29 protein-coding genes are annotated in these 26108 nt (G+C 44.2%); 27 read left to right on the top strand and 2 right to left on the bottom strand.

Features of this window, described 5'->3' with window-relative positions:
* Nucleotides 1-6 precede the first annotated feature (6 nt).
* Nucleotides 7-951, top strand: coding sequence for a tRNA (adenosine(37)-N6)-dimethylallyltransferase MiaA (gene miaA, locus NI464_RS01555; protein WP_004278902.1), 945 nt, complete (start codon nt 7-9; stop codon nt 949-951).
* A gap of 91 nt (nt 952-1042) precedes the next feature.
* Complete coding sequence (hfq, locus tag NI464_RS01550; RefSeq protein WP_004278899.1) at nt 1043-1570, top strand: RNA chaperone Hfq; 528 nt, start codon at nt 1043-1045, stop codon at nt 1568-1570.
* A 119-nt stretch (nt 1571-1689) separates the two neighbouring features.
* Here hfq and NI464_RS01545 read toward each other — a convergent pair whose 3' ends face one another.
* Both NI464_RS01545 and NI464_RS01540 read right to left on the bottom strand, forming a co-directional pair.
* Nucleotides 1690-2997, bottom strand: coding sequence for a peptidylprolyl isomerase (locus tag NI464_RS01545; protein ID WP_004731494.1), 1308 nt, complete (start codon nt 2995-2997; stop codon nt 1690-1692).
* Nucleotides 2997-5450 (bottom strand): LPS-assembly protein LptD, encoded by a 2454-nt coding sequence (locus NI464_RS01540; protein ID WP_253137648.1) that lies wholly within the window; start codon nt 5448-5450, stop codon nt 2997-2999. Before NI464_RS01540 ends, NI464_RS01545 begins: the two co-directional genes overlap by 1 nt.
* 121 nt (nt 5451-5571) lie before the next feature.
* Between NI464_RS01540 and NI464_RS01535 the strand changes: the two genes are divergently transcribed.
* The 25 genes from NI464_RS01535 (at nt 5572) to rpsA (ending at nt 25973) form a co-directional block, all read left to right on the top strand.
* Nucleotides 5572-6585: an aminoglycoside phosphotransferase family protein gene (locus NI464_RS01535; RefSeq protein ID WP_004731490.1), complete on the top strand. Its 1014-nt coding sequence runs from the start codon at nt 5572-5574 to the stop codon at nt 6583-6585.
* The gene (gene murU, locus NI464_RS01530; RefSeq protein ID WP_004278892.1) at nt 6586-7275 is read left to right on the top strand and encodes an N-acetylmuramate alpha-1-phosphate uridylyltransferase MurU; all 690 of its coding nucleotides are present in this window, start codon (nt 6586-6588) and stop codon (nt 7273-7275) included.
* Between the two features lie 85 nt (nt 7276-7360).
* Nucleotides 7361-7993, top strand: a complete 633-nt coding sequence (gene rsmG / locus NI464_RS01525; protein WP_004278890.1) for a 16S rRNA (guanine(527)-N(7))-methyltransferase RsmG — start codon at nt 7361-7363, stop codon at nt 7991-7993.
* Between the two features lie 25 nt (nt 7994-8018).
* Nucleotides 8019-8801, top strand: a complete 783-nt coding sequence (locus NI464_RS01520; RefSeq protein WP_004278889.1) for a ParA family protein — start codon at nt 8019-8021, stop codon at nt 8799-8801.
* Nucleotides 8798-9685, top strand: coding sequence for a ParB/RepB/Spo0J family partition protein (locus NI464_RS01515; RefSeq protein ID WP_004731487.1), 888 nt, complete (start codon nt 8798-8800; stop codon nt 9683-9685). The genes NI464_RS01520 and NI464_RS01515 overlap by 4 nt, the downstream gene beginning before the upstream one ends.
* Before the next feature lie 32 nt (nt 9686-9717).
* On the top strand, nt 9718-10356 hold the full coding sequence (locus NI464_RS01510) for a MotA/TolQ/ExbB proton channel family protein (protein ID WP_004645474.1): 639 nt from the start codon (nt 9718-9720) through the stop codon (nt 10354-10356).
* Between the two features lie 10 nt (nt 10357-10366).
* Nucleotides 10367-10789: an ExbD/TolR family protein gene (locus NI464_RS01505; protein ID WP_004278885.1), complete on the top strand. Its 423-nt coding sequence runs from the start codon at nt 10367-10369 to the stop codon at nt 10787-10789.
* Nucleotides 10789-12516: a lipid A export permease/ATP-binding protein MsbA gene (gene msbA / locus NI464_RS01500; protein WP_253137647.1), complete on the top strand. Its 1728-nt coding sequence runs from the start codon at nt 10789-10791 to the stop codon at nt 12514-12516. The genes NI464_RS01505 and msbA overlap by 1 nt, the downstream gene beginning before the upstream one ends.
* Nucleotides 12517-12519: 3 nt before the next feature.
* Entirely contained in the window at nt 12520-13524 is a 1005-nt protein-coding gene (lpxK, locus tag NI464_RS01495; protein ID WP_004731483.1) for a tetraacyldisaccharide 4'-kinase, read from the top strand.
* Nucleotides 13525-13536: 12 nt separating this feature from the next.
* Nucleotides 13537-14298, top strand: coding sequence for a 3-deoxy-manno-octulosonate cytidylyltransferase (gene kdsB / locus NI464_RS01490; protein WP_253137646.1), 762 nt, complete (start codon nt 13537-13539; stop codon nt 14296-14298).
* A 14-nt stretch (nt 14299-14312) separates the two neighbouring features.
* Nucleotides 14313-15293, top strand: a complete 981-nt coding sequence (locus tag NI464_RS01485) for a DNA polymerase III subunit delta' C-terminal domain-containing protein (protein ID WP_004731481.1) — start codon at nt 14313-14315, stop codon at nt 15291-15293.
* Between the two features lie 15 nt (nt 15294-15308).
* Nucleotides 15309-15650 carry a PilZ domain-containing protein gene (locus tag NI464_RS01480; RefSeq protein ID WP_004278877.1) on the top strand — a complete coding sequence of 114 codons (342 nt, stop codon included), beginning with the start codon at nt 15309-15311 and terminating at the stop codon, nt 15648-15650.
* 27 nt (nt 15651-15677) lie between these two features.
* Nucleotides 15678-16451: a TatD family hydrolase gene (locus NI464_RS01475; protein WP_004278875.1), complete on the top strand. Its 774-nt coding sequence runs from the start codon at nt 15678-15680 to the stop codon at nt 16449-16451.
* A 41-nt stretch (nt 16452-16492) separates the two neighbouring features.
* A complete protein-coding gene (locus NI464_RS01470; protein ID WP_004278873.1) occupies nt 16493-17107 on the top strand; it encodes a TetR/AcrR family transcriptional regulator in 615 nt (204 codons plus the stop codon).
* Nucleotides 17108-17116: 9 nt separating this feature from the next.
* Nucleotides 17117-17668, top strand: a complete 552-nt coding sequence (locus NI464_RS01465) for a type II secretion system protein (RefSeq protein WP_004278872.1) — start codon at nt 17117-17119, stop codon at nt 17666-17668.
* Between the two features lie 133 nt (nt 17669-17801).
* The gene (gene gspI, locus NI464_RS01460) at nt 17802-18227 is read left to right on the top strand and encodes a type II secretion system minor pseudopilin GspI (protein WP_392389738.1); all 426 of its coding nucleotides are present in this window, start codon (nt 17802-17804) and stop codon (nt 18225-18227) included.
* Nucleotides 18224-18886, top strand: coding sequence for a type II secretion system minor pseudopilin GspJ (gspJ, locus tag NI464_RS01455; RefSeq protein ID WP_253137645.1), 663 nt, complete (start codon nt 18224-18226; stop codon nt 18884-18886). Before gspI ends, gspJ begins: the two co-directional genes overlap by 4 nt.
* Nucleotides 18873-19844 carry a type II secretion system minor pseudopilin GspK gene (gene gspK / locus NI464_RS01450; RefSeq protein WP_017397825.1) on the top strand — a complete coding sequence of 324 codons (972 nt, stop codon included), beginning with the start codon at nt 18873-18875 and terminating at the stop codon, nt 19842-19844. The genes gspJ and gspK overlap by 14 nt, the downstream gene beginning before the upstream one ends.
* 152 nt (nt 19845-19996) lie before the next feature.
* Nucleotides 19997-20593 (top strand): 6-pyruvoyl trahydropterin synthase family protein, encoded by a 597-nt coding sequence (locus NI464_RS01445; protein ID WP_004278864.1) that lies wholly within the window; start codon nt 19997-19999, stop codon nt 20591-20593.
* Nucleotides 20594-20639: 46 nt separating this feature from the next.
* A complete protein-coding gene (ung, locus tag NI464_RS01440) occupies nt 20640-21353 on the top strand; it encodes a uracil-DNA glycosylase (RefSeq protein WP_004731474.1) in 714 nt (237 codons plus the stop codon).
* The gene (locus tag NI464_RS01435) at nt 21350-22471 is read left to right on the top strand and encodes an enoyl-CoA hydratase/isomerase family protein (RefSeq protein ID WP_253137644.1); all 1122 of its coding nucleotides are present in this window, start codon (nt 21350-21352) and stop codon (nt 22469-22471) included. The genes ung and NI464_RS01435 overlap by 4 nt, the downstream gene beginning before the upstream one ends.
* Nucleotides 22472-22477: 6 nt before the next feature.
* Nucleotides 22478-22993: a tRNA adenosine(34) deaminase TadA gene (gene tadA / locus NI464_RS01430; protein ID WP_004278860.1), complete on the top strand. Its 516-nt coding sequence runs from the start codon at nt 22478-22480 to the stop codon at nt 22991-22993.
* A 60-nt stretch (nt 22994-23053) separates the two neighbouring features.
* On the top strand, nt 23054-23485 hold the full coding sequence (locus NI464_RS01425) for an SRPBCC family protein (protein ID WP_004278856.1): 432 nt from the start codon (nt 23054-23056) through the stop codon (nt 23483-23485).
* Nucleotides 23486-23502: 17 nt separating this feature from the next.
* Nucleotides 23503-24186 (top strand): (d)CMP kinase, encoded by a 684-nt coding sequence (gene cmk, locus NI464_RS01420; RefSeq protein ID WP_004278855.1) that lies wholly within the window; start codon nt 23503-23505, stop codon nt 24184-24186.
* Between the two features lie 110 nt (nt 24187-24296).
* Entirely contained in the window at nt 24297-25973 is a 1677-nt protein-coding gene (rpsA, locus tag NI464_RS01415; protein WP_004278854.1) for a 30S ribosomal protein S1, read from the top strand.
* The last annotated feature ends 135 nt before the right edge of the window (nt 25974-26108 follow it).

The raw sequence follows: 26108 nt of genomic DNA, 5'->3' as shown, positions 1-26108 counted from the left end.
TTTTACATGTCCAATCAATTGCCGGTCATCAATTTAATGGGGCCAACTGCAAGTGGTAAAACCGCTTTGGCATGTGAACTGTATGAGCAAGGGAAATTTGAGCTGATTTCAGTCGATTCTGCGCTAGTTTATCGGGGAATGGACATTGGTACAGCCAAGCCCTCCAAAGAAGAACTGGCGCGCTATCCGCATCATCTGATTGATATTATCAGTCCACTTGAAGTGTATTCTGCAGCCAACTTTGTCGAAGATGCTTGCCGCCTGATTGATGATATTCATGCACGTGGTAAAACCCCGATTCTGGTTGGCGGAACCATGCTGTATTTTAAGGCCTTACTTGAAGGCTTGTCAGATAATTTACCAAGTGCAGACTATGCTATCCGGGCTGAGATTGAGGCGAAAGGTGAGCGGGAGGGTTGGGAAGCGGTTTATGAAGAATTATGTGCAGTCGATCCGATTGCCGGTGAAAAATTCAAGGTCAGCGACAAGCAGCGCATTATTCGGGCCTTGGAAGTTTTTAAATTGACTGGTGAGCCGATTACAAAACTACAGGCAGAACAACCTAAAAACTTACCATATCGTTACAGTTTCCATAATTATGCGTTGATGCCAGATCGGTTAGAATTACATGGGCGTATTGAACAACGTCTGGAAATTATGTGGAAAAGCGGTTTTTTAAATGAAGTTGTGAATTTAATTGAAAAATACGATTTTAATGAAAATTTACCTTCCATGCGTTCAGTGGGTTATCGTCAGGCTATAGAATTCTTAAAAAATGCTGATAAAACCAAGGAAAAGCAACGGGAAATGGAGGATAAAGCTTTATTTGCGACACGACAACTTGCAAAACGTCAATATACGTGGTTAAGGTCTTTGCAAGAAAAGCATAAATTTACAACATATTTTACGCTACAGCAGGCTCAAGAAGACTTGCGAAACTGTCACGGATAAAGCAAAATTTAGGGACTATCTTTTTTATAATTTTTAATTGAAAAATAGAGATAGTTTTTGCGCTGATTTTTAATTTTTTTGGAGTTATAACATGTCTAAAGGTCAAACTTTACAAGATCCATTCTTGAATTCTCTCCGTAAGGAACGTATCCCAGTATCTATCTTCCTGGTAAACGGTATTAAATTACAAGGTCATATCGAATCTTTTGACCAATACGTGGTTTTATTAAAAAATACAGTAAGCCAAATGGTTTATAAGCATGCAATTTCAACTGTAGTACCTGCACGTAATCCACGTCCTGCTGGCGCGCCTGCTGGTCCACAAGGTGCGGGCTTCGGTGGTCAAGGTGCTGCAGGTGGCTTTGGTGGCGGTCAAGGTGCTGGCGGCTTCGGTGGTCAAGGTGGTTTTGGCGGTCAAGGCGGCGGCTTCGGTGGTCAAGGTGGCTTCGGCGGTCAAGGCGGTGGCTTTGGTGGTCAAGGCGGCTTCGGTGGTCAAGGTGCCGGCTTCGGTGGTCAAGGTGGCTTCGGTGGTCAAGGTGCTGGCTTTGGTGGTCAAGGCACTGGTTTTGACAACGACACTAAATTTGAAGACTCTTCAGACGATGAAAACAATCGTTAATCGAGTTTGAAAATTAAAAAACCTCTCTATATGAGAGGTTTTTTTATATCTGTACGTTTTAAGTTTTTTAAATAAAAAGCCAACGAGATGTCGTTGGCTTTTTAGGATTATGGTAAGGCTTAACGGTTACGTTTAGGATCCAGTTGAGGATCTTTGATTTCTACATAAGCATTATTGCGCGTTTCACGTAACCAGCTATCTAATTCGGCATCAAATTGACGTTCACCGAGCAATTGGCGAGCCATACGTTCCTGATATTCCTGTGTCATATCTTGTTGGCGTGTTTCACTCACTTGCAGAATATGCCAGCCAAACTGGGATTGAAATGGTTTACTGAACTGACCTACTGGGGTGCTTTTCATCTGCTGTTCAAATTCAGGTACCATTACCCCTGGGCTAACCCAGCCAAGACTTCCACCATCACGAGCCGAGCCAGTATCATTGGAGAACGTTGAAGCTAAAACAGTAAAATCTTCACCTTGTTTGAGGCGGTTATACAGACTATCAATCATTTGTTTGGCATTTTCAGGACTGACCACTTCAGACGGTTGAATCAGAATGTGTCGTGTTAAATATTGCGGAACAAGGGCTTTCTGTTCGCCACCTTTACGTTCCAAGAGCTTCAGAACATGTACACCATCAGCGACAGGAATCAGTTCAGAAGTTTGACCTGGTTGCAGGGTAGTCACGCGTGCAGCCAGTTCTGCTGGAATTTCTGACAGGTTTCTCACACCCATATCAGCAGCTTCGACTTTAACGCCGCCAGTGCTGTACTTTTTGCCGATCGCCTGAATGTCATTGCTGCTATTTAATTCTTGCTTTACCTGTGTTGCAATTTGTTCAGCATTTTCACCGCTTACCCGTAAATGCAGTACATGGACCTGACTGCCAAGCAAAGCTTGACCTTGCGGGGTATTTAGGAAGTTTTTAACATCTTGATCTGTAATTTGAATACGTGAAGTCACGATTTGTTGACGTAAACGATTCAGTGCTAAATCTTCAGCAATACGGTTGCGTAAAGAAGCATAGGTATTCGGCGCCATGGCATCCAGTTTCTGCTGGAATGCTTCCAGACTCGGTGAACCAGAATCACGGGCAACTTTCAGGACGGCTTCATTTAAAGCTTTTTCATCTGGACGAATATTATAACGTTTAACTTGTTCAAGCTGTGCCTGACGAATAATCAGTTGCTCTAAAGCTTTTTGCTCAAGATATTGTTGTGGTGGAACTGCCTTTTTCTGTTTTTGCAGCTGATGTGAAATTTCGGCTACACCTTGAGCCAGATCACTACGCAGAATAATACTATTGTCGACTACAGCTACAACTTCATCTTTAGGTTGGGCAACAGCAAAAGTCGTCATCGCTGATGAAAGGCATAGCGCAAGTGCGGTTGCTTTAAAAATTTGTTTTAACTGTTTTGTCTTCATTAACGTTCTGTCCAAGTTTGATTGATATTGTTAAAACCTAGAATACGATTTTCTAGTAATGAGGTAAGTTTGCTGCTTAACCCACCTAAGCCTTTCAGGCTGACTTCGGCCATAATAGCGCGTTTGGCTTTGACGTTTGAATCATTAACGTCATCTAAGTCATTGTAATATGAGCGACCATAAACAGAAACTCCCCAACAGCATGACTCATAGTTCACGCCAAGTAAATATTCCCGTGCGACACTATTATCCAGGTCAAATTGCGCATGTCCAACCAGACGCCAGTTGTTGGCAATCGGCTGGATAAATGAACCCACGATCTGGTCATAGTTGTCCTGACGGTTCGGAATATCTTTACGATAAAAATAGCCTAAGTTATAAAGATTGCCTTGATCACCGGTATAATAAACCTGCAAATCTCGTTGGGCATTCGATCCATTCGACATCCAGCTTGAGTTCAGATTAACGTGAACATTATTTGACAGCTGGCTGGTCAGTTGAATTACAGGGCCAGTATGACTTTCACGGTCGAATTCATCTGCATCATTTTCCAACGTTACACGGCGATCTTCAAAGAAAAAGCTCTGTCCAACGCTGGCACGCAGGCGCTCCAGACCTTCTTCATTAAATAGGCTATAGCTCAGACCTAAGGAGGCAAAGTTATTGTCTTCCAGGCGGTCATTACCATAAAAGCGACGCGCACTGAAAAGTTGATCATAATTAATCGAAGCGACGACTGAATCAAAGTTTGGCTGATTCTGCTGATTCTCATAAGGTGAATACGCATAGAACAGACGAGGCGTTAAGGTCTGTAGATACGTACCTTCTTTTTCAAAAATTAAGCCGGTGTCCAGCGTGAATTGTGGCACCACAATTGAATTATTTTCACTAGACGCGCTACGGCTTTGGGTTTTTTCATCATAGAAAGTATTGATGTTGCGTACAGTCGCCTGAGGAATGAAGAATGACCACGGGGTAAAATGATTATAACGCACGGAAAAGTCATTATAGATCCGTGTACCACTCGGTTGATATACCTTCTCACCCGTTGGATCAGTATCAGCGAAATTTCTCAGATCCTTCTGGAAATATGCTGTGTCGTTATTAAACTCAAGCTGTAATCCCAATGGATTGCCAGTTTTGTAATTGACTAAAAGCTGCGGCAGACGTGCATAAGGACGGTCTTCATCCAGTACGGTTGGATCTAGGGTCTGGAAATCTTCGACTTTGAATTGTGCCTTTAAGCCAGGAATACCATTTTTATAATTGACTTCCCAGGCACGGCGTAAGTTCAGGTCAGTTTTAGAGTTCGGGTTATTATCCAGATCGGCAAAGTAATCTTTGTCTGAAGCGTAGTTATATTCAAGGTTGGTTGATAGTTGATTATTGATCTGCCAGTTATGTAAGAAATGCAGGCTTTTACGGTCTTCATCGCTATAGCTTTCATCGGAAGGTAAATAACCTCCCCAAATACGGCCTTCACCATAATTTTCAGTCAGATAGCGAAACTCACCGTCTAACATCGTACCACGATCGCCAATATAACGCGGCGTAATCGTCGCATCATATTGCGGCGCTAAATTCAGGTAAACTGGAACACCTAGTTCCAGACCACCATCATTGGTAAAGCCAAATGTCGGCGTCAGAATACCGGTAGTGCGGCGGTCATCAATCGGGAAGTTGAAATAGGGAACTGCCAAGACCGGAACATCTTTAACATATAGCTTGGTATTGCGGGTTTCACCACGTCCAGTTTCCTGGTTCAGCTTGATCTTTTCTGCCTGGATTTTCCAGGTTGGTTTTTGCTCAGGTGGACAGGTGGTATAGGTCGCATTTTCCAGTTCTACCGTCTCGGTCGAGGTTCTGGCGATCTTTTCTGCCCGACCATGCGCATGTTGCTGCTCGGCAATATAGAAGCTGTTATTTAGGTCACCTTCTTGGGTCTTTAAATTATAATTAATATCATCACTTTGTGAGAGCAGGCCACCCTGAGCAAGTTGTACCCGACCTTCTGCTTTGGCATAGGTCTGGGTTTGATCAATCGTTACGCGTTCAGCACGAATCTGGCGACCTTGCTGGTCAATGATGACATTGCCTTCTAAATAAGAGTCACCTGCTGGATTGTAGTGTCCATAATCTGCAGTAATGGTGGATGTAGCCTGATCTGGCGCAACGGTTGCTGCATCTGGGGCAATCGGGGTCACCCAGGTGCCTTCACAATAAGCCGAACTTAAGTATTTTTCCTGCCGCTGCTGTGCTTCAGCTGAGGATTTGTCGACATAGTATTGCGAAAAGAATGCTTCACCTGGATAGGTCTCATTTATGCGCTGTTTGAGTTGTTCTGCATTTACATCGGACGAGACATTTGATGCAGCATAGCCGGAGGCTGAGCTGCCACATAAAAGGGTTAAGATCGCAGTCGCTAGAGGATTTATTTTAAAGTGATGCTTCATTTGTCTCATTAACCAATCATGCTTTTATCGCAATTAATTATTGTCGCATCATAGAGAAAAAGTTGATAAGTAGCTACACTTAGCACTTTAAAAACTCAGCCTGTATTAGAATTAATTGCAAATGAATACACAACGCGAACAATTGATACAATCTTGGATTGCCTCTGTACTCGGTTCAGATCAATTTGAAACTCATTTTTTAGCAGGTGATGCCAGCTTCCGTCGTTATGCACGAATCAAACTGAATAATAAAACATTTATGCTGATGGATGCACCACCAGAAAAAGAAGATTGTGTGCCTTTTGTGACGATAGATGAGTTTTTTGATGCACATGGCGTGCGTGTTCCGCATATCGTGGCAAAAGACCTGGAAAATGGCTTTTTACTGCTCGAAGACTTTGGTGATGTGCTGCTGTCGAATCTGCTGAATGACGAGACTGTAGATGCCTATTATGAGCAAAGCTTTAAGCAGCTCATTCAACTACAATCGATTGCTGGAGAAGGGCATTTCCCGGCATATTCTTATGAAAAACTGATCTCGGAAATGGAATTGCTGACTGACTGGATGTTACCAGCGTTAAAGGTTCAACTGACTGAATCAGAAAGCGCCTTGATCAAACGCACTTTTGCGATTTTGGCGAATGCCGCATTGGCACAGCCACAGGTGATCGTGCATCGGGATTTCCATAGTCGTAACTTGATGAAAATCGACAATGAAACCGAACTCGGTGTGATTGATTTTCAGGATGCTGTGATTGGTGCGGATACTTATGACTTGATCTCGATTACACGTGATGCCTATGTACAGTGGAATGCCGATCGTGTGTATCGCTGGTTCAAAAACTTTTATGACTTGTTGCCAGCATCTGCTAAAGAAGAGCGTGACTTTGAACAGTTTAAAAAAGACGCCGACATGATGGCGATTCAGCGTCATATCAAGATTTTAGGTATTTTTGTGCGTCTATTTGAGCGTGATGGCAAGTCGGGTTATCTCAAGGACTTACCACGTGTGATGTGGTATCTGCTTGAAGAATCTAAGGCTTATGCAGAACTAGAGCCATTCATGCAGTTTATGCGTGACAGAGTGATGCCTGCATTTGAAGCTAAATATGGCTCATATGAGGTGGCTGCCTGAATGAAAGCGATGATTTTGGCCGCAGGACTCGGTAATCGTATGCAGCCGCTAACGCTGCATACGCCAAAGCCTTTGCTGGAAGTTGGGGGCAAGCCCTTAATTGTCTGGCATATAGAGAAACTGGCTGCGATCGGTGTTACTGAAATTGTCATCAATACGGCTTGGCTCGGTGAAAAACTCGCAGAAGCTTTGGGCGATGGTTCACGATTTGGCATCAACATCCTTTGGTCACATGAGGGTGAAGGTCTGGAAACCGCTGGAGGAATCATTAATGCCTTGCCGCTACTCGGTGATGAACCTTTTATTCTGTTAAATGGTGATGTCTGGACCACGATGGATTTTGCTCCTTTACTGGATATTGATCTAAAGGATAATTTGGCGCATCTCGTACTTGTGCAGAACCCTGAACAACATCCTGAAGGTGATTTTACGCTTGCAGCCGGGAAAGCTTATACCTTTGATCAGCAAGTCGAAGGTGAAAACCTGACTTTTAGTGGTGTATCCGTGCTTGATCCAAAGATGTTCCAAGGCTTAGAGACTGGCAAGCGTCCTTTAGCGCCATTGCTAAAAGCGGCAATGCAGAATCAGCAGGTTGCCGCTTCTAAATTGGTAGGCATTTGGGTTGATGTGGGAACCCCGGAGCGTTTAACGGCACTGGATACAGCGATCCATGAAGGGAAGTTTGCTTAAGTGAATATTCGCTAAGCACTGCCTACTGTGCCAATATAGAGAAAACGGTATACTTCCACCTAACTTTTTCGAGCGTAGATTGTTTATGCACATGTTTTTTCAAGAACTAAAGCAGGGTAGCCAGGCTTTGGGTTTAGAGCTATCTGATGAAGCTTTAAATTTATTACTCAAGTATCAGGATGCTTTGGTGTTGTGGAACAAAGCATACAATTTGACTGCAATCCGTGATCCTAAAGAAATGCTGGTCAAGCATCTGCTCGACAGTTTAAGTATTTTAAAGGACTTGCCTGTAGGCAGACTGCTGGATATCGGTACAGGTGGCGGTATGCCGGGCATGATCATTGCTTTATGTCAGCCTGAGCGTGAATGTGTATTACTGGATTCTAACGGTAAAAAAATTCGTTTCCTCAAGCAGTTTATTGCTGACCTGAAACTTAAAAATGTTATTGCCGTGCAAACGCGTGTAGAAAACGAAGACAGCATCAATGAGCTGGGTCAATTTGATGTGATTACCAGTCGTGCCTTTGCATCATTAACAGACTTTGTCGATGCTTCTAAGCCATATATGCACGAACAAACGATTATTGCCTCAATGAAAGGCTTAATTCCTGAAGATGAAGTTGCTACTTTAAAAAATGAATTTAGTTGTGAGATTATTGAACTTAAAGTTCCGCGCTTAGACGAACAGCGTCATTTACTTCTATTAAAACGTATTTAAGATTTTTAAAGGGATTGGGGGCAACATGGCACAAATTATTGCGATTGCAAACCAAAAAGGTGGTGTAGGTAAAACCACAACCGCAGTAAATTTGGCGGCATCTTTAGCTGTGTTAAAAAAACGTGTTTTGCTGGTCGATATGGATTCGCAAGGTAATGCGACCATGGGGTCTGGCATTCAGAAGAATGACCTGCTGTATTCGGTTACCGATGTGTTGCTGGGTGAAGTGCCGATTGAAACGGCGATATCTAAGGCGGAAGTCGGTTACAAGGTACTTGGGGCAAACCGTGATCTGGCTGGGGTTGAGTTGGCGATTGCAGAGCAGGAAGGGCGCGAGTTCATTTTACGGGATGCATTGCAGGAAATTGAATCCTCATTTGATTATATTATTGTTGATTGTGCACCGAGTCTTAGCCTGATTACTGTCAATGCTTTGGCAGCCGTGGATGGTGTGCTGATTCCAATGCAGTGTGAATATTATGCACTGGAAGGTCTGGCGGATTTAACCCAAACCATCGATCGGATTCAGCAAGCATTGAATCCGGACCTGCAAATTGTCGGTGTATTACGCACCATGTACGATGCACGTAATGCCTTGACTCGTGATGTCTCTGAAGAATTAGAACAATATTTCGGTAAAAAACTGTATGAAACCGTAATTCCACGAAATATTCGTCTGGCTGAAGCGCCAGCACACGGTTTGCCGGTGATTTATTTTGAAAAAAGCTCAAAGGGTGCAGTTGCTTACTTAAATCTGGCAGCTGAAGTATTAAAGAAAAGCAAAGTGAAAAAAGGAAGTAAAGCATGACCGTCAAGAAACGTGGACTCGCCAAAGGTCGTGGCTTGGATGCCTTGCTAGGTTCAATTCAAAAAGAAAAATTACAACTCGAAGCTCAAGGTCTTGACCATGGTCAGCTAAAACAGATCGATGTGAACTTGCTCAAGCGCGGTGAATATCAGCCGCGCCGTTATATTAACGAGCAGGATTTGCAGGAACTGGCGGCATCGATTGAAAAGCATGGCATCATGCAGCCCATCGTGATCCGTCCGGTTGACGATGAACGCTATCCATACGAGATTATTGCGGGTGAACGTCGATGGCGTGCTGCACAGCTGGCGGGTTTGACCGAGGTTCCTGCGATTGTACGTGATCTGAATGATCAGGTTGCGATTGCACTGGCCTTGATTGAAAACATCCAGCGTCAGGATCTGAATCCGATTGATCAGGCGATGGCTCTGCAACGTTTCCATGAAGAATTTGGCTTAAGCCATCAGGAAATTGCAGATACCGTGGGTAAAGCGCGTACGACAGTGAGTAACCTACTTCGCCTGCTTAGCCTGGCAGAAGAAGTGAAAGACTTTATGCAGCAGGGTTTGCTGGATATGGGGCATGCACGTGCGATCTTAACCTTAAAAGCTAAAGATCAGCTCAAAGTTGCAGATATCGTAATTGAAAAAAGTCTGTCTGTTCGTCAAACCGAGCAGTTAGTCCGTGATTTCAATACACCTAAACAAGAAAAAGTAAAAGAAGCTGTAGCACCGGATATTCAGCAATTGACTCAGCGCCTTTCAGAGCGTTTCAGTGCAGATGTTAAAATTGACTATAACAAGCAAGGTAAAGGGAAACTGGTTATTAGCTATCACTCTTTAGAAGAGCTGGATGGCATTCTTTCTATTTTAGAAGATGAATAATTTATATATTTTTTTATTGGGGAATAAATTAGATGTGGGAATTGGTTAAAGCAGGTGGCTGGCTTATGCTGCCCCTGGTCTTGTGTTCTATCTTTATGCTGGCGATTTCGATCGAGCGTCTGATTCGCCTGAAAAAGAATGCAGTACTTCCGTTGACACTGTTGATGGGGCCTTCGCAAAATACAGCACAAGTCATGCAAAAAATGAATCAAAGTGCGGCCTTAAAGCAAAGCACTTTGGGTCGGGTATTTACTGCAGGCTATGCCAGCAAGCAGCAAGGTGAGCAGTATGCTCGCGCACAGATGGAAGTGGTGGCATCACAGGAAATTGGTTATCTGGAAAAAAACATTAATTTTCTGGGAACTTTGAGTGCAGTTGCGCCTTTACTCGGTTTATTGGGAACTGTACTTGGGATTATTGAATCTTTCCTGATGATCGATGTAGGTACCGGGAGTGATCCGGTATTGATGATGCCGGGTATTTCCAAGGCTTTAATTACCACGGCAGCCGGTATGTTGATTGCAATTCCTGCACTGTTTGCGCACCGTTATTTTCAGCGTCTGGTTCAGGAATATGTGGCTGAACTTGAACAGCAAGCGACTTTGTTTCATGCGGATCTTTTTTATCGCAATCATGCAGACATAGACCAAGACATGCAAAAAGCCAGCTAGGAGGCGGATGATGAAATTCAAACGCAACCAGGTGGAAGATGTACATATTAATCTGACACCGATGATTGATTGTCTGCTGTTTATTCTGGTCTTTTTGCTGTTATCGACGACTTTTAGCCAAATGAGCCGAATGAATCTGACCTTGCCTGATGCGCAGGGTGTACCGCCTAAAAGCTATGATCAAAAAGTCGAAGTGATTGTGGATGCCAATGGTCATTACGCAGTCAATGGTCAATCCTTGGCCAGTAAGGAAGTCGCGGATTTAAATACTGCAATTAAACAGATTTCTAATGAACGCCGTGATTTAATGTTTGTCATTGCAGCTGACGCAAAAGCCAGCCATCAGGACGTGATTCGTGTCATGGACGTGGCCGGGCAGCTCGGATTTGTAAATATTAATATCAGTACCAAAGTACCCACCCGAGGTTATTAGTGAAGCACGATTTTAAGGTCTATCTTCGCCTTTTAAGTTATTTAAAACCGTTTTGGGGCATTGCATTGCTTGTCCTGTTGGGTTTTTCTATTAATGCGGCTACGGAAGTTTCTGTCGCTAAATTACTGGAATATATTATTGAGGCGATTCAAAATAAAGACCAGAGTTTCACATCACTTTTCCCGTTTTTAGTGGTCATACTCATGTTCTTCCGGGGCTTGGGTTTGTTCATGGGTGGATATTTTACTGCGGTAATTTCCCGGAATCTGGTATTCAATATCCGTCAGGAAGTTTTTGCAAAATTGCTGCGTTTACCTTCCCAGTATTATCTGGACAATACCAGCGGGCATATTACTGCCAAAATCATGTATAACGTTGAACAGCTAACCGCTGCTTCAACTGAAGCCCTAAGAACCTTGTTGCAACAAGGTTTGATCACCCTGGCATTATTAGGCTACCTGTTGTATACCAACTGGCGTCTGACCATGTGTATCCTGATTTTTGCACCCGTCATAGGTTTTATTATCAGTAAAGCTGCAAGACGGATGCGTAAATTATCGCGACAAGTACAAGACACCATGGGTGATGTGAACCATGTAGTGCAGGAAACGGTGAATGCCAACCTGATCGTCAAGGGTTTTGGCGGGCAAAGTTCTGAGCAGGAACGCTTTAAACAGAACTCGCTTGAAAACTTGCGTCGTGGCTTGAAAATGGTCGCTGTGCAACAGTTGAATAGTCCTGTCGTGCAGTTGATCATGTCCATTTCACTGAGTATCGTGATGTTTATTGCCTTGCGCCCACAAATCTTGGGTGACACCTCTGCGGGTGAATTTGTCGCTTATATTACTGCGGCGGGTATGCTGGCAAGACCGATCAAAGCCTTGACGGATATCAATGAAAAAATTCAACGTGGTATGGCTGCGGCTCATTCGGTATTTGAATTGCTGGATATGCCTGAAGAAAAAAATACCGGGACTTTAACGGATAGCCTGAAAGGCGATATCGAGTTTAAAGATGTCAACTTGATTTATGATGATGGTCATCATGCCATTCATGATTTTAATTTAAAGGTGAAGGCCGGTGAAACAGTGGCGCTGGTCGGTCGTTCTGGGGCCGGTAAAAGCTCGCTGGTGAATCTACTGGTGCGTTATCAGGATGCGACTTCTGGGCAGATCCTGCTGGATCAGAAACCGATTGAAGATTTTGAAATTACCGCATTACGAACCCAGATTGCCATGGTGAACCAACAAGTAGTACTGTTTAACCGAACCGTGCGGGAAAATATTGCTTATGGTCAGCTCGAAGGTGCTTCCGATGAAGATATTATCGCGGCAGCAAAGGCAGCCTATGCGCATGATTTTATTATGGCACTACCGCAAGGTTATAATACTCAGCTGGGTGCTCAGGGTTTAAACCTGTCTGGTGGCCAGCGTCAGCGCATCGCGATCGCACGCGCAATTTTGAAAAATGCCTCTATCCTGATTCTGGATGAAGCGACCAGTGCGCTGGATAACGAGTCGGAATACTTTATTCAGCGTGCCTTTGATAAAGCCATGCAGGACCGTACGACCATCGTAATTGCACATCGTCTATCGACGATTGAAAACGCGGATCGTATTGTGGTTATGGATCAGGGCCGTATTGTTGAGCAGGGCAGTCATGCCGAACTGATTGCGCTACATGGTGCTTATTATCAGTTGCATCAGCGTAACTTTGAGGAACAGTAACTCATGGCATTAGCACAAATCATTCAGGATGCTTGGAATGCACAGGCAAAGTGGCTGGTGGTGCTGCGTCCTTTGTCATGGTTGTATCGCCTGGGTTTTGTCAGCAATCACTGGCTTTATCAAAAAGGCATTAAAAAAAGTTATAGTGCACCAATTCCCGTTATGGTAATTGGTAACATCACAGTCGGTGGTAGCGGTAAAACACCTTTGTTGATTCATCTGGTGGATTATTTAACCGAGAAAAATGTTCGGGTAGGCGTGATCAGTCGAGGCTATGGCGGCCAAGGTCCATTTCCTGCCTATGTCGACTTTAATACCTTGCCGGAGATTGTCGGAGATGAGCCTGCCTTGATTGTGCAGGCAACAGGTGTGCCGATGGCAGTTGGTCCCAACCGGCAGAAAAGTATTGAACTCTTATTGCAGAAACATGAGCTGGATATGATTATCTGTGATGATGGCCTGCAGCATTGGGCCTTGAATCGCCAGATTGAGTGGATTGTGCTGGATAATAATCGCGGTCTTGGTAATCAGAAACTGCTTCCAGAAGGTTATCTACGTGAACCAGTGACCCGTTTGAAAACGGGAACCGTAATTGAGCATTCGGCTAACCCAAGCTCTGAACTGCATATGCATCTGGCTGCATCACAGCCTTATTTGCTTAATCAGGACAACAATAAAATCTTTGATCCTCAAGCGGCTTTTTATGCGGTAGTCGGCATTGGCTTTCCACAGCGGTTTTATCAGACCTTGCAAAATTTAGGCATAGAACAATTTCAGTGTCATGAGTTTCCAGACCATCATGACTATGACATTGAAGATTTACAGTTCGATGATAACAATCCGATTATTACCACTGAAAAAGACGCAGTAAAAATTATGGCGCTACTTAAACAATATCCAGATTTTAAACAGGATATCTGGGTGGTGCCAGTCGATGCAGTCCTATCGCCAGCCTGCTATACAGTCTTGCAGCAACAGTTACAACAATACGGTATTCAAATTTCTTAAGGCTCATTCATTATGAAACACATTGTTATTCCTGCACGTTTCGCCAGTTCACGTCTGCCGGGTAAACCGTTGCTGGACATTCATGGTCGTCCCATGATTCTGCGGGTAGTGGATCAAGCCAAGAAAGTGCAAGGTTTTGATGATCTGTGTGTGGCAACTGATGATGAGCGTATTGCTGCCGTTTGCCGTGCTGAAGGCATTGATGTTGTCATTACCTCGGCGGATCACCCTTCAGGCACAGACCGCTTGAGTGAAGTGGCTCGAATCAAAGGCTGGGCCAGTGAGGACATTATTATCAATGTACAGGGGGATGAACCCTTACTGCCGGCGCAACTGGTAAAACAGGTTGCTCAACTCTTGGAAGATCAGCCTGAATCTTCCATGTCGACGCTATGTGAGCCGATCCATCAACTGGATGAATTCAAACGTGACAGCATTGTAAAAGTTGTCATGTCAAAACACCAGCAAGCACTGTATTTTAGCCGTGCTACCATTCCTTATGACCGTGATGGTGCGAAACTGACTGAACCAAAACTGCATGATCAGGCCTATCGTCATTTAGGCCTATATGCCTATCGGGTAAAACTGTTGCAAGAATATGTGACCTGGGAAATGGGTGTGCTGGAGAAACTGGAATCTCTAGAGCAGTTACGGGTACTGGAAAATGGACACCGTATTGCCATTGCGGTGGCTGAAGCCAATTTGCCGCCAGGGGTAGATACTCAGGAAGATCTGGATCGCCTGAATCAGATGGATCTTTCCCATTTTGCCTAAGAAGAGTCAAATACATGCCTTTTGATGTCAATGCACATATCTATCCATGGCAGCAACAGGTTTGGGAAACCCTGACCGGACGCTTTCCCAAGCTTGGGCATGGTTTATTGTTTTATGGAAAAAAAGGCTGTGGCAAAGAAGCGTTTACCCAACAGTTTCTGGCTTGGGTGTTATGCCTGAATCGTCAGCCTGCCGGGCCATGTGGTGAATGCAGTAGCTGCCAATGGTTAAAGGCAGATACCCATCCCAACTATGTGCATATCAGTACCGATGAAGACAATAAAAAACAGAATGCTAAAATCAAGATCGAGAAGATTCGTGATCTTCTGCCTTTTGTGCAACAGACTGTAGATGGCTGGCGTGTAATTGTGATTGAGCCGGCAGAAGCCTTAAATATTGCCTCTGCTAACGCCTTGCTTAAAACACTGGAAGAACCCGGTGATAATACGGTGATTATTTTACTGGCGAATCATTATTTAAAATTGCCCGCGACCATCCGCAGTCGTTTGCAGCATTTTGCTTTGGATCGAATTTCCGCAGAACAATTTAGCGATTATGTCCAGAATCAGCTCCCGGATGCAGGTTCTAGCCAGCAACAATTATTGATGAACCTGTCTAATCAGATGCCGTTACAGGCATTAGAGGTTGCACAAAGTGCCTGGCTGCCACTGCGTCAGGAATTCCTGCAAGACTGGCAAAAACTGGTCATTCAAAAAAATATGCCACTGGCAATTGCGACCAAATGGAATAAAAGCCTGAGTTTTGGTGAATTTGCTCAAATGTTTGAATACTTGTTGTCCGATTTAATTTGTGTCAAGCTAAATCAGACGGTGAAAAACATTGACCTTGAATTCAATGTGCTTGCCGAACAATATTCATTAGAAGCACTTTTTAAAATTTATGAGGATTTTCAGCAAGCCAAGCAATACCTCGAGCAGAATGTCCAAAGCAATCTGGTTATTGATGAATTGTTTATCAAGCTGATGAATCTTTAATTAAGGGGAAATCACATGCAACCACGTATGGGCGGTATTATTCAGGCCAATATTCCTGACATCGAAACACTGTTTGCCAGCTATATGCCTTATGTTGTGGGTGGTGGGCTTTTTATTCCTTCCAAGCAGCCGGTCAAACTGGGCGAAGAAGTTTTTGTATTGACAACTTTGCCTGACCAGACCCAGAAAATTCCTTTAACTGGTAAAGTCATCTGGGTCTCGCAAAAGCAGAATGGCATCAAGCCCCAAGGCTTTGGCATCCAGTTAAGCGGTGAAAAAGGCGTTTATTTCAAAAATGAAGCAGATCGTCTGGTTGCGGGTCTTAAATCTGAAGGACGTAAAAGTTACACTATGTAGTTAATTTACCCTTGGTAGGAACGCATCGTGTTTGTAGATACTCATTGTCATTTAACCCTGCTTGATTTGACACCATATCATGGTGATCTGGACCAAGCATTGGCTCAGGCTCGTGAAGCCGGTGTTTCCAAATTCATGAGTATCTCGGTCGATCTGGATGATCATATCGAGCTGGCCAAAATTGCCGCGCGTCATGCAGATGTCGGCTATACCGTTGGCGTACATCCTTGCGAAGATGCTGCAACCATGGCGCGTGCCACGACTGAATATCTGGTCGAGCTGGCACAACCGGAGAAAGTCTGGGCGCTCGGTGAAACAGGTCTTGATTATTATCACAGTACCGATTTTATTGCAGAGCAAAAGGCCTGTTTCGCCCGGCATATTCATGCGTCACAAATCACCAAAAAACCTGTAGTTGTTCATACCCGTTCCGCCAAGCATGATACCGTCGATATTATTCGCGCGGAAAAATCTACGCATGGCATTCTGCACTGTTTTACCGAGGACTGGGAAACCGCTAAAGCGGTACTGGATTGCGGCTATTATGTGTCATTTTCCGGAATTGTTTCATTTAAAAATGCGCAGGATCTGCGTGATGTCGCCAAACAGGTTCCGCTGGATCGTGTGCTGATTGAAACCGATAGTCCTTATCTTGCGCCAATGCCGTATCGTGGCAAATCTAATGAGCCTAAATACGTTCCTTATGTAGCCAAAGCGCTTTGCGATGTATATGATAAGTCACTGGAAGAAATGGCTTATATCACAAAGCAGAACTTTGAAAATCTTCTGAATTTAAAGTAAATAAAGTTATATAAAGTACAAAGAGAGTTTATAGGGTGAAGATGGATCGTCAAGCTCAGTTTCGAGCAAGAGAAACCTTGATTTTTCAAGTAGCAGAGCAACTCCTGTTAGAAAATGGTGAAGCAGGAATGACGCTTGATGCGCTTGCCGCCGAGCTTGATCTGGCCAAAGGGACACTTTATAAACATTTCCAGAGTAAAGATGAACTATACATGCTGCTGATTATCCGAAATGAGCGCATGTTGCTGGAAATGATTCAGGATAGCGATAAAGCCTTTCCTGAACATCTGGCCTTCTTTATGCTGCATCATTTGCATCATCCTGAACGTACTGTGCTGTTTCATCAAATTGAAGAACGCCTGTCGACGACTGGGGTTGGAATCCAGCACCTGTTTAGCGAACTTTATCAGGTGCGCAAACAGCGCTTACGCCTGATTATCCGTATGACAGAAACTTATCTGGCATCGATCAACAGCCGCATGTCGGTACGCGATTATCTAGCGTCGATCTGGTCGCTGACCCATGGTGCAGCCGCAATTCTCAATTCCAGTTTCTATCAGCGTTACTTGGGTTCACGCGATACCTTGCGTGTGGCCTATATCGATCAGGCGCTGGCTTTGCCCAAGCAGGTGCATTCTGCCGACCAGTTTGTCTAAGGTTGTCCTATGATCAGATCACCTCACAGTGCAGTTCGTGGCTTTACCTTAATCGAATTGATGGTGGTGATTGTGATTATGGGGATTATGGCTTCACTAGTGCTGCTCAATACCAGTGGTGTCGATCAGCGCAAAGCAATGCAGGCACGGGAAATTTTATTAGTAGACTTGCAACGGGTGCTACGCGAGGCCAATGACCAGTCTAGAATACTCGCGCTTGACGTTCGGCCAGCAACAGATGTCACGCCATTTCGTTATGGAATTATAGAATATCGTTCAGCAGCGCAGACTGAACAGAACCTGCAAAATGAGAAATGGCAGAGTTATGCAGATTTCAAATTGCGTAATTTACCTGATCATGTGTCCTTTCAGATGCAGGCGCTGGAACAGCAGCGTTATACCAATGCACAAAATCGTGATCTGACTCAGGCTAATGCACCTAAACTGATCTGGCTCGGCAATGGTGAAGTCAAACCGGTGCGGATTCAATTCTTTTTGGAAGACCGTGAAGTGGGTGCTGCGATTGAGATTGATCATCTGGGTAAAATCAATGAAATCTAGATATTTCAAGCAGAATACTGGATTTGGTGCTATCAGGCCGAGTATTACTCGGCTTAATCGTGTGCACTCTGAACAGAGTTCTTCATCTTGCGCTCGGACGAAACGTTGTTTCGTTTATCGCTGCTCCTCAAGCATAGCTTTCGGACTTGCGGCACGGTCGAGTGTTACTCGACTTAATCGTGCCTCAGGTTTTACCTTATTGGAAGTCATGGTGGCCTTGGCAATTTTTGCGACCGCAGCCATGACCCTGACCAAAGTCGCGATTCAATATACCCAGTCGACCTCGAATGCCATTCTACGTACCAAAGCACAGTTTGTTGCCTTAAATGAAGTGGCACAAATGGAAATTAATCAGGAATGGATGGAAGGGACGGCTTCCAAACAGCTGACCCAGCAAGGTGAAACCTGGCAGATTGACAAGCGCAGCGAACCGACGGTCAGTCCGAATGTACAACGGATCGAGCTGCAGGTGAGTCTGGTTAATCAGGACAGTGGTCAGGTGGAATCTGGTATCACCAGCCTGATGTTCTTTAATCATCGTATGAACAATACTCCATGAAGCCTAAAGGATTTACCCTGGTTGAATTAATGGTCGCAATTGCGATCTTTGCGGTGCTGTCTGCTTTGGGCTGGAAAGTTTTTGATTATATTGTCAAAACCAAAGATCAGAATGTGATTCATGAACAGCGTTTAGGTCAGTTACAGCAAACCTATCAGCAGATTCTGCGAGATACCGTACAGGCAGTACCCTTAACGGCCAATATCAATGGCGATATTCAGCCGGCTCTAGTGCTACAGAACGGACGCTTTAATTTCAGTAAAACTGGAGTGACTGACCCTTTGGAAGAGGGGATTTCCCCAGATGAGCGCATTGAATATCAGTATCGAGCTGATGAGCAGAAACTTTATCGCTTGAAATACCGGAACCTGAATCAGACAGGTCAAGATCAGCCCGAATCCAGTGTTTTATTGTCGGAAGTGGAACAATTCCAGATCGTCGTACTCAATCCGAATGAGCTCACGCAATGGCCAGATGCTTCTACTGATCTGAATCAGTTAGAGCAGAAGCAAAGGTTGCCTAAAGGGGTTAAAATCAATTTAACCGTGAATGGCGTCAGTTATGAATGGATGTTTAGTTTATTAAATACGGACTTTTTGCTTGATACTCAGAACACCGGTCAAACCCAGCTCAGAATAATAAGAAATGAAAATGAATAAAACGATCATGATCAAGCAGCAGCAGGGCATTGCACTGATTACCATTCTGGTGATGGTAGCGCTAGCGACTATTTTGGCTGCCACGATTGCCCAGCGTCAGGCTGCAACTGCTGAAAGCACTGCCTATTTGATGCGACAAAACCAGTCCTTAATGTATGCCAAAAGTGCTGAGGCCTTTTTTTCTGAATTGCTGGTCGATGATGCTGAAAATGCCGCAGAGGTCGACCATCTGCAGGAAACCTGGGCGCAGCCCATGCCAGCTTTTCCGGTAGATGACGGTTATGTCTCCGGAATAATACAGGATGAATCAGGCAAGTTTAATTTAAATAGCCTGATTACTGCCGAAGGCGCAGTCAATGAAAATGCCAAAGCATGGTTCGAGCTGATTCTAAAACGTGCCAGTTTGCCGGAACAGCTCAGTGAAGCAGTCATTGACTGGCAGGATGCAGACGAGCTGGTCAGTGGGGGCATGGGCGCCGAATCTAACTATTATCAGAGCTTGCCCAATGCTGCTTTGCCACCGAATGCAAAATTTCACAGCGTAGAAGAATTAAAGCTAGTACGCGGTTTTGAAGAGAATAAATATAAGCTGATAGCACCTTATCTGAGTACTGCACCGGTGCAGGAGAGCCTGGTCAATATTAATACCGCTTCAGCTTTTCTTTTGGCTAGTATGGATGAAAAGCTGGATGTGAATGCAGTGCAGCAATTGCTGGATCAGCGTCAGGCCAATTTGGAGCACTTTTCCAATGTGACTGATCTGTGGTCACTGGAGCCTTTCGCTCAGGTCGATGCGGACAGGCGTAATTTGTTTAACAGTCTGCTTGGGGTGCAATCCAATTATTTTAAAGCCCGAATCGAAGTGGTTTTAAGTGAGCGTAAGCGCCAGTTTAGCAGCGATCTGGTTCGTCAGGACAAACAGGTTTATGTCGCTTACCGTAGCATGGCGCCATTTTAATTTTAGCTCATGAATTGTACAGGCTGGATAAGCGCAAATGCCGGGCTGATGCCTTTTCCCTATCATGCTAAACAGCAAAATTAATCCTCAAAGCTTTACTTTTGCTTTATAATCAAAATTAATTCACCTATTTTTTGACGACATTACGGCATATGTTAATTCGTAAGTTATTTAAGTTTGAGAATGCTCATATTGTGCGTAACTGCACGTCAGATCGCTGTAAGCGTTCGATCCATGGCCATAGTTATAAAGTCGAGTTATTGCTAAAAGCCTCGAAGCTAGATCATGGTCAAATGGTCTATGACTTTGGTCTGCTTAAAGGTGTGATTAAGGATTTCTTTGATTCTTTCGATCATGCCATCTGCTTTTGGCAAAATGACGATCCGGAATATATTCAGGCCTGCAAGAATTTCAGTGCGCGCTGGGTGTCTTTGCCGGTATCGCCATCAGCAGAACAGTTTTCACGTATTTTCTTCTTTCTGGCACAGCAGGTGCTGGCATCGACCGTGACTCAAAATGGTGAAGGCGATGTCGAAGTCTATTCTGTGATTGTGCATGAAACCGATACCGGCTATGCACAAAGCTTTTTAGAAGATATTCAAAATGAACAGATGGGAATTTTGAGTCTGGAGCAACTTGAGTTCTCTGAACAGGTGCAAGCTGAATGGACAGATCCGGACATGTTTGCCAAGCTCAAACAGGGCACACCATTTCATAACCCTACAGTAGATTTACAGGTACAGATTTAAAGTCTGCGTGACTTTAAATCCATTGACATAGATTTAGGATTGAAGAATGTCTTTAAATGAACAGCAACTGGCCAAGCTGAATAAAGTTCAGTTGGATGAAAGCTGGAAATATGGATTGAGTGAGTTTTTGCTCAGTCCGAAAATGGATGAATTAAAAGCATTTCTTGTTGAAGAAAAAAAAGCAGATAAAATCATTTATCCTCCCAATCATCTGATTTTTAATGCTTTGAATACCACACCGCTAGATCGGGTGAAAGTGGTAATTTTAGGGCAAGATCCTTATCATGGCCCAAATCAGGCGCATGGATTAAGCTTTTCCGTGCAAAAGGGGGTTGCATTACCACCATCTTTGCGTAATATTTTTCATGAGTTACATGCTGATCTCGGGGTTGAAAGACCGAAGCATGGTGACTTGACGCATTGGGCAGAGCAGGGTGTGCTTCTGTTAAATGCAGTACTGACCGTCGAAGCAGGTCAGCCGACTTCGCATCAGAAGCGCGGTTGGGAAGAATTTACCGATCACGTCATTGATGTATTAAATGAACAGCGTGAACATATTGTCTTTATTCTTTGGGGCGCATACGCACAGCGTAAAGGACAGCGCATTAATCAAGACAAGCATCTCGTGTTAAAGGCAGCACATCCATCGCCTTTGGCAGCAAACCGTGGTGGTTTTTTTGGTTGTAAAGTATTTTCAAAATCGAATAACTACCTCAAACAACATGGCATTGAGCCTATAGATTGGCAGCTGGACGCATGAAATATTCTCCCCTTACTAAACATTATCATCCGGATTTGATTGTTGAAGAAGCGCACAATGGTTGGCGTATCGTTCGTTTAAATCGCCCGAAATCTTTGCATGCTCTCGATGAATCGATTGCTTCCGCACTTCTGGAAGTATTTCAGGACTTTCATCATGATGATAGCGTCAAAGCCATCTGGCTGGATTCAACCACACCGAAAGCGTTCTGTGCGGGTGGGGATGTGCGTAAGCTGCGTCAGTTAGTGATTAATGATGAAGTCGCGGCTGCCAATAAATTCTTTGAACAAGAATATGCACTCGATCTGTTACTGCATAATTATGCCAAACCCGTTTTAGTCTGGGGTGAAGGTTATGTGATGGGCGGTGGCCTGGGCTTGTTTATGGCAGCACCTTTCCGTTTAGTGACGCCATATTCACGTTTGGCCATGCCTGAAATCAATATCGGTTTGTATCCAGATGTGGGTGCAACCCGCTTTCTGGCGGATCGTGGTGCGATTGGTTTATTCACAGGCTTGACTGGTTCGATCATGACTGCTGCGGGTGCTTATGGGATTGGTTGGGCAACGCATATTTGTGATGCACAGCGTGATTCAGTGTTGGATAAAGTCATTAATATCGACTGGGAGCATTATCCTGCGGGTGACTTCCGTGCCATTGATGACACCCTGAACAGTATGCACCGTCCGGTAGGCCCGGGACCGCTACAAAACTCTCTGGACGTGATTCATAGTGTTTGCCGTGGCATCAACTTTGAGCATGATTATGAGTCGATTATTGGCCTGAGTGACGCACGCAGTGACTGGTTGCGTCAGGCCAGTGAAAACCTGAAAAAAGGTTCGCCAACTACTGCAGTCTTGACCTGGCTATTGTGGCAATGGGGTAAGCAGATACATTCCTGGAATGAAGTTTTCGAACTGGAAGTTCAGATCTCAGACTGGAAAATTCGTCATCATGACTTTGTTGAGGGTGTACGAGCACGTCTGGTCGACAAAGACCTTAGTCCTGAGTGGAAAAAAGGTGCAGATATGAGCTTGAAAGGGATCCTGTCTGGGAATCCTCCAGTTACGACTATTGAAAGCTGGAATGAGCTGCTCAAGCATTATGGTGTGATTTAAGCTTCAATGTCCGAAACACAATTTACAGATGAATACTGGATGCAGCGTGCTTACGAGCAGGCTGCACTTGCTGCTGCACAGGGAGAAATTCCTGTGGGGGCAATTATCGTCAGTCAGAATCAGATCATTGGCCAAGGATTTAATGCGCCCATCTCGTTGAATGATCCGACTGCGCATGCCGAAATTGTTGCACTACGTGATGCCTGTCAAAACATCCAAAATTATCGGTTACCTGATGATGCGGTGCTCTATGTGACTCTTGAGCCGTGCACCATGTGTGTCGGTGCACTGGTGCATTCGCGGGTTTCGCGAGTGGTATTTGGTGCATTTGAAGCGAAAGCGGGTTCATTGGTGAGTGCGCGTCAACTGTTTGAAACCGGTTATTATAATCACGTATTTCCTTTCCAGGCAGGCTGCATGCAGCAGCAATGTTCTGAACAGCTGAGTGCATTTTTTAAGTTGCGCCGCGAGCAGAAACGAGAACTCAAGTTACAAGAAAAGTTATTAAATACGCAGAAATAAATCTGCTTTATCCGCTAAAATTTGCTTACTTTCAAATATCTGCAATCTTCAGGAACAATAATGAACAGCATTCAAGTAAAAAAAGAATTTCCGGCAGCGCTTGATGATGTCTTTGATTTAATGTCTAAGCATGCCACCTATAATATTGCCTTCGCGCCGATGCAGGTTGAGCGGATCAAGGATTCTGCGGATGCTGAATATCCTGATGGACTTGGTTCAGTACGTGCAATGGGTGTGGGTCCAGTGAAGCCGCTGAAAGAACAAATTACCTTGTTCGAGCCAAATAATCGCATCGAATATCAGATTATTAAAAATCCATTGATCAAGCATCATTTAGGCATTATTGAATTTGAAGCACTGGCTGATGACAAAACGTTAGTAACTTATACGATTGAATTGCAGGCACGTGCGCCTTTTGTGAGTAAATTAATCCTTGCACAGTTACAGGCAGCGATTAAACTAGGCCTGACAAAACTCGCAAAATCTGTTTAAACAACAACGGGAAAGCAATGACAGTTCAAATTATTACCATTGATGGTCCAAGTGGGTCTGGCAAGGGCACGTTAGCAGCGAAACTGGCTGCACATTATCAGTTTCACTTATTGGATTCTGGTGCTTTATACCGCCTTTTGGGTTTGTCATTGCATCACCATGATTTGCTGGATTCGCTAGACACGAAATTGCCAGAATGCGTACAAATCGCAACAAATTTAGATATCCAGTTTGTCAGTACCGACACCGGGGTGCAGGTGTGGCTGGATGGTGAAGATGTGTCCCAAACTATTCGAACTGAACGGGTAGGAGAGTTTGCTTCAAAAGTTGCAGCAATTCCTGAGCTTAGAACAGCGATGGTTTCACGTCAGCATGCCTTTGCACAGGCGCCTGGTCTGGTAGCAGACGGACGTGATATGGCGACAAGTATCTTCCCGAATGCTCAGGCAAAAATATATTTGACGGCCTCGGCTGAATCACGCGCGCAAAGACGTGTAAAGCAGTTGCAGGGCATGGGGCTGGATGTTAAAATAAGCGACATTTTAGCTAATATCATCGCTCGCGATAAACGAGATACGGAACGCGCTGTCGCTCCACTCAAGCCTGCGGATGATGCTTACATTATCGATAGTTCAGATTTGAATATCGATGAAGTATTCCAGCTGATGACCACTTATGTGGATCAGCAGTTAGCAAATTAACCCAATTTTATCAGCAAACGCATAGCTTGATCAGTTTTATATGGACTATGTAGATGCTTAATTAAACCGGCCTTGTCTGATCCAAGACCGCTGACTTTATCGGAAATATCATGACCGAATCTTTTGCAGCCCTCTTTGAAGCAAGCGAATTAAACCTCAACGTTGAAAAGGGTGCAGTTATCCAGGGCGTTGTAGTAAGCATTGACTCTGATTGGGTAACTGTTGACACTGGCCTTAAATCTGAAGGCGTTGTTGACCGTGCTGAGTTCTTAAATGAACAGCGCGAACTTGAAGTTCAAGTTGGCGACACTGTAGACGTAGTTGTTGAAGCACTTGACAACGGTATGGGTCAAACAGTTCTTTCTCGCGAAAAAGCTAAACGCGCAGAAACTTGGACTAAACTTGAAAAAATCTTTGAAGACGGCGAAATCGTTACTGGTGTTATCTCTGGTAAAGTTAAAGGTGGTTTCACTGTTGACATCGGTCCAGTACGTGCGTTCCTTCCAGGTTCTTTAGTTGATACTCGTCCTATTCGTGATACTACTCACCTAGAAGGCAAAGAGTTAGAATTCAAAGTAATCAAACTTGACGCTAAACGTAACAACGTTGTTGTTTCACGTCGTGCTGTTATGGAAGCTGAATCTTCAGCTGACCGTGAAGCTCTTCTTGCTCAGCTTGAGGAAGGTCAAACAGTTACTGGTACGATCAAAAATCTTACTGACTACGGCGCATTCGTTGACCTTGGCGGTATTGATGGTCTTCTTCACATCACTGACATGGCTTGGAAACGTATCAAGCACCCTTCAGAAGTTGTTGAAGTGGGTCAAGAAGTTACTGTTAAAGTACTTAAATTCGACCGCGAACGTAACCGTGTTTCTCTAGGTCTTAAACAGCTTGGCGAAGATCCATGGTTAGCGATCATGAACCGTTACCCTAAAGGTTCAATCGTTAAAGCGCGCGTAACTAACCTGACTGACTACGGTTGTTTCGCTGAAATCGCTGAAGGCGTTGAAGGTTTAGTACACGTTTCAGAAATGGATCACACGAACAAAAACATCCACCCATCTAAAGTTGTTCAGATTGGTGACGAAGTTGATGTTATGGTTCTTGAAGTTGATGAAGAACGTCGTCGTATTTCTCTTGGTATCAAACAAACTCGTGCTAACCCATGGGAAGAGTTTGCTAAAGATCACGACAAAGGCGAAAAAGTTTCTGGTACGATCAAATCTATCACTGACTTCGGTATCTTCATCGGTTTGCCAGGCGGTATCGACGGTCTAGTTCACTTGTCTGATATTTCTTGGAACGAACAAGGCGAAGAAGCGATTCGTCGTTACAAGAAAGGCGACACTGTTGAAGCAGTTATCCTTTCTGTAGACGCTGAAGGCAACCGTATCAGCCTTGGCATCAAGCAAATGAACAACGATCCGTTCAATGACTTCCTTGCTGCTAACGAACGCGGTGCGTTGGTTAAAGGTACTGTAACTGCAGTTGACGCTAAAGGCGCGACTGTTAAGTTAGCTGACGAAGTTGAAGCGACTCTGAAAGCATCTGAAATCAACCGCGACCGCGTTGAAGATGCAACTAAGTTCCTTGAAGTTGGTCAAGAAGTTGAAGCGAAGATCATCAACGTAGATCGTAAATCTCGCGCAATCAACTTGTCTATCAAAGCGAAAGACGAAGCTGAAGAGAAAGAAGCAGTTGCTAACTTGAAAACAGCTCCTGCTGGTCAAGACAATGGTCCTAAGACGATTGGTGACCTGATCAAAGCTCAAATGGGCAACTAAGTAAGCGTTTGAATTGTATTGTTAATGTAAATTAACTAATACTTTTTATACAAATACTGTAAACGGTAGCGTAGTATTTAATTATTGCGCTACCGTTTTGTATTTAAACAGGTTATTATCGGGAAATAGATCCCA

The sequence above is a fragment of the Acinetobacter lwoffii genome (assembly GCF_024129685.1).
In the GTDB taxonomy this organism is placed as follows: domain Bacteria; phylum Pseudomonadota; class Gammaproteobacteria; order Pseudomonadales; family Moraxellaceae; genus Acinetobacter; species Acinetobacter lwoffii_X.
This window is presented reverse-complemented; position numbering and strand designations above follow the sequence as displayed.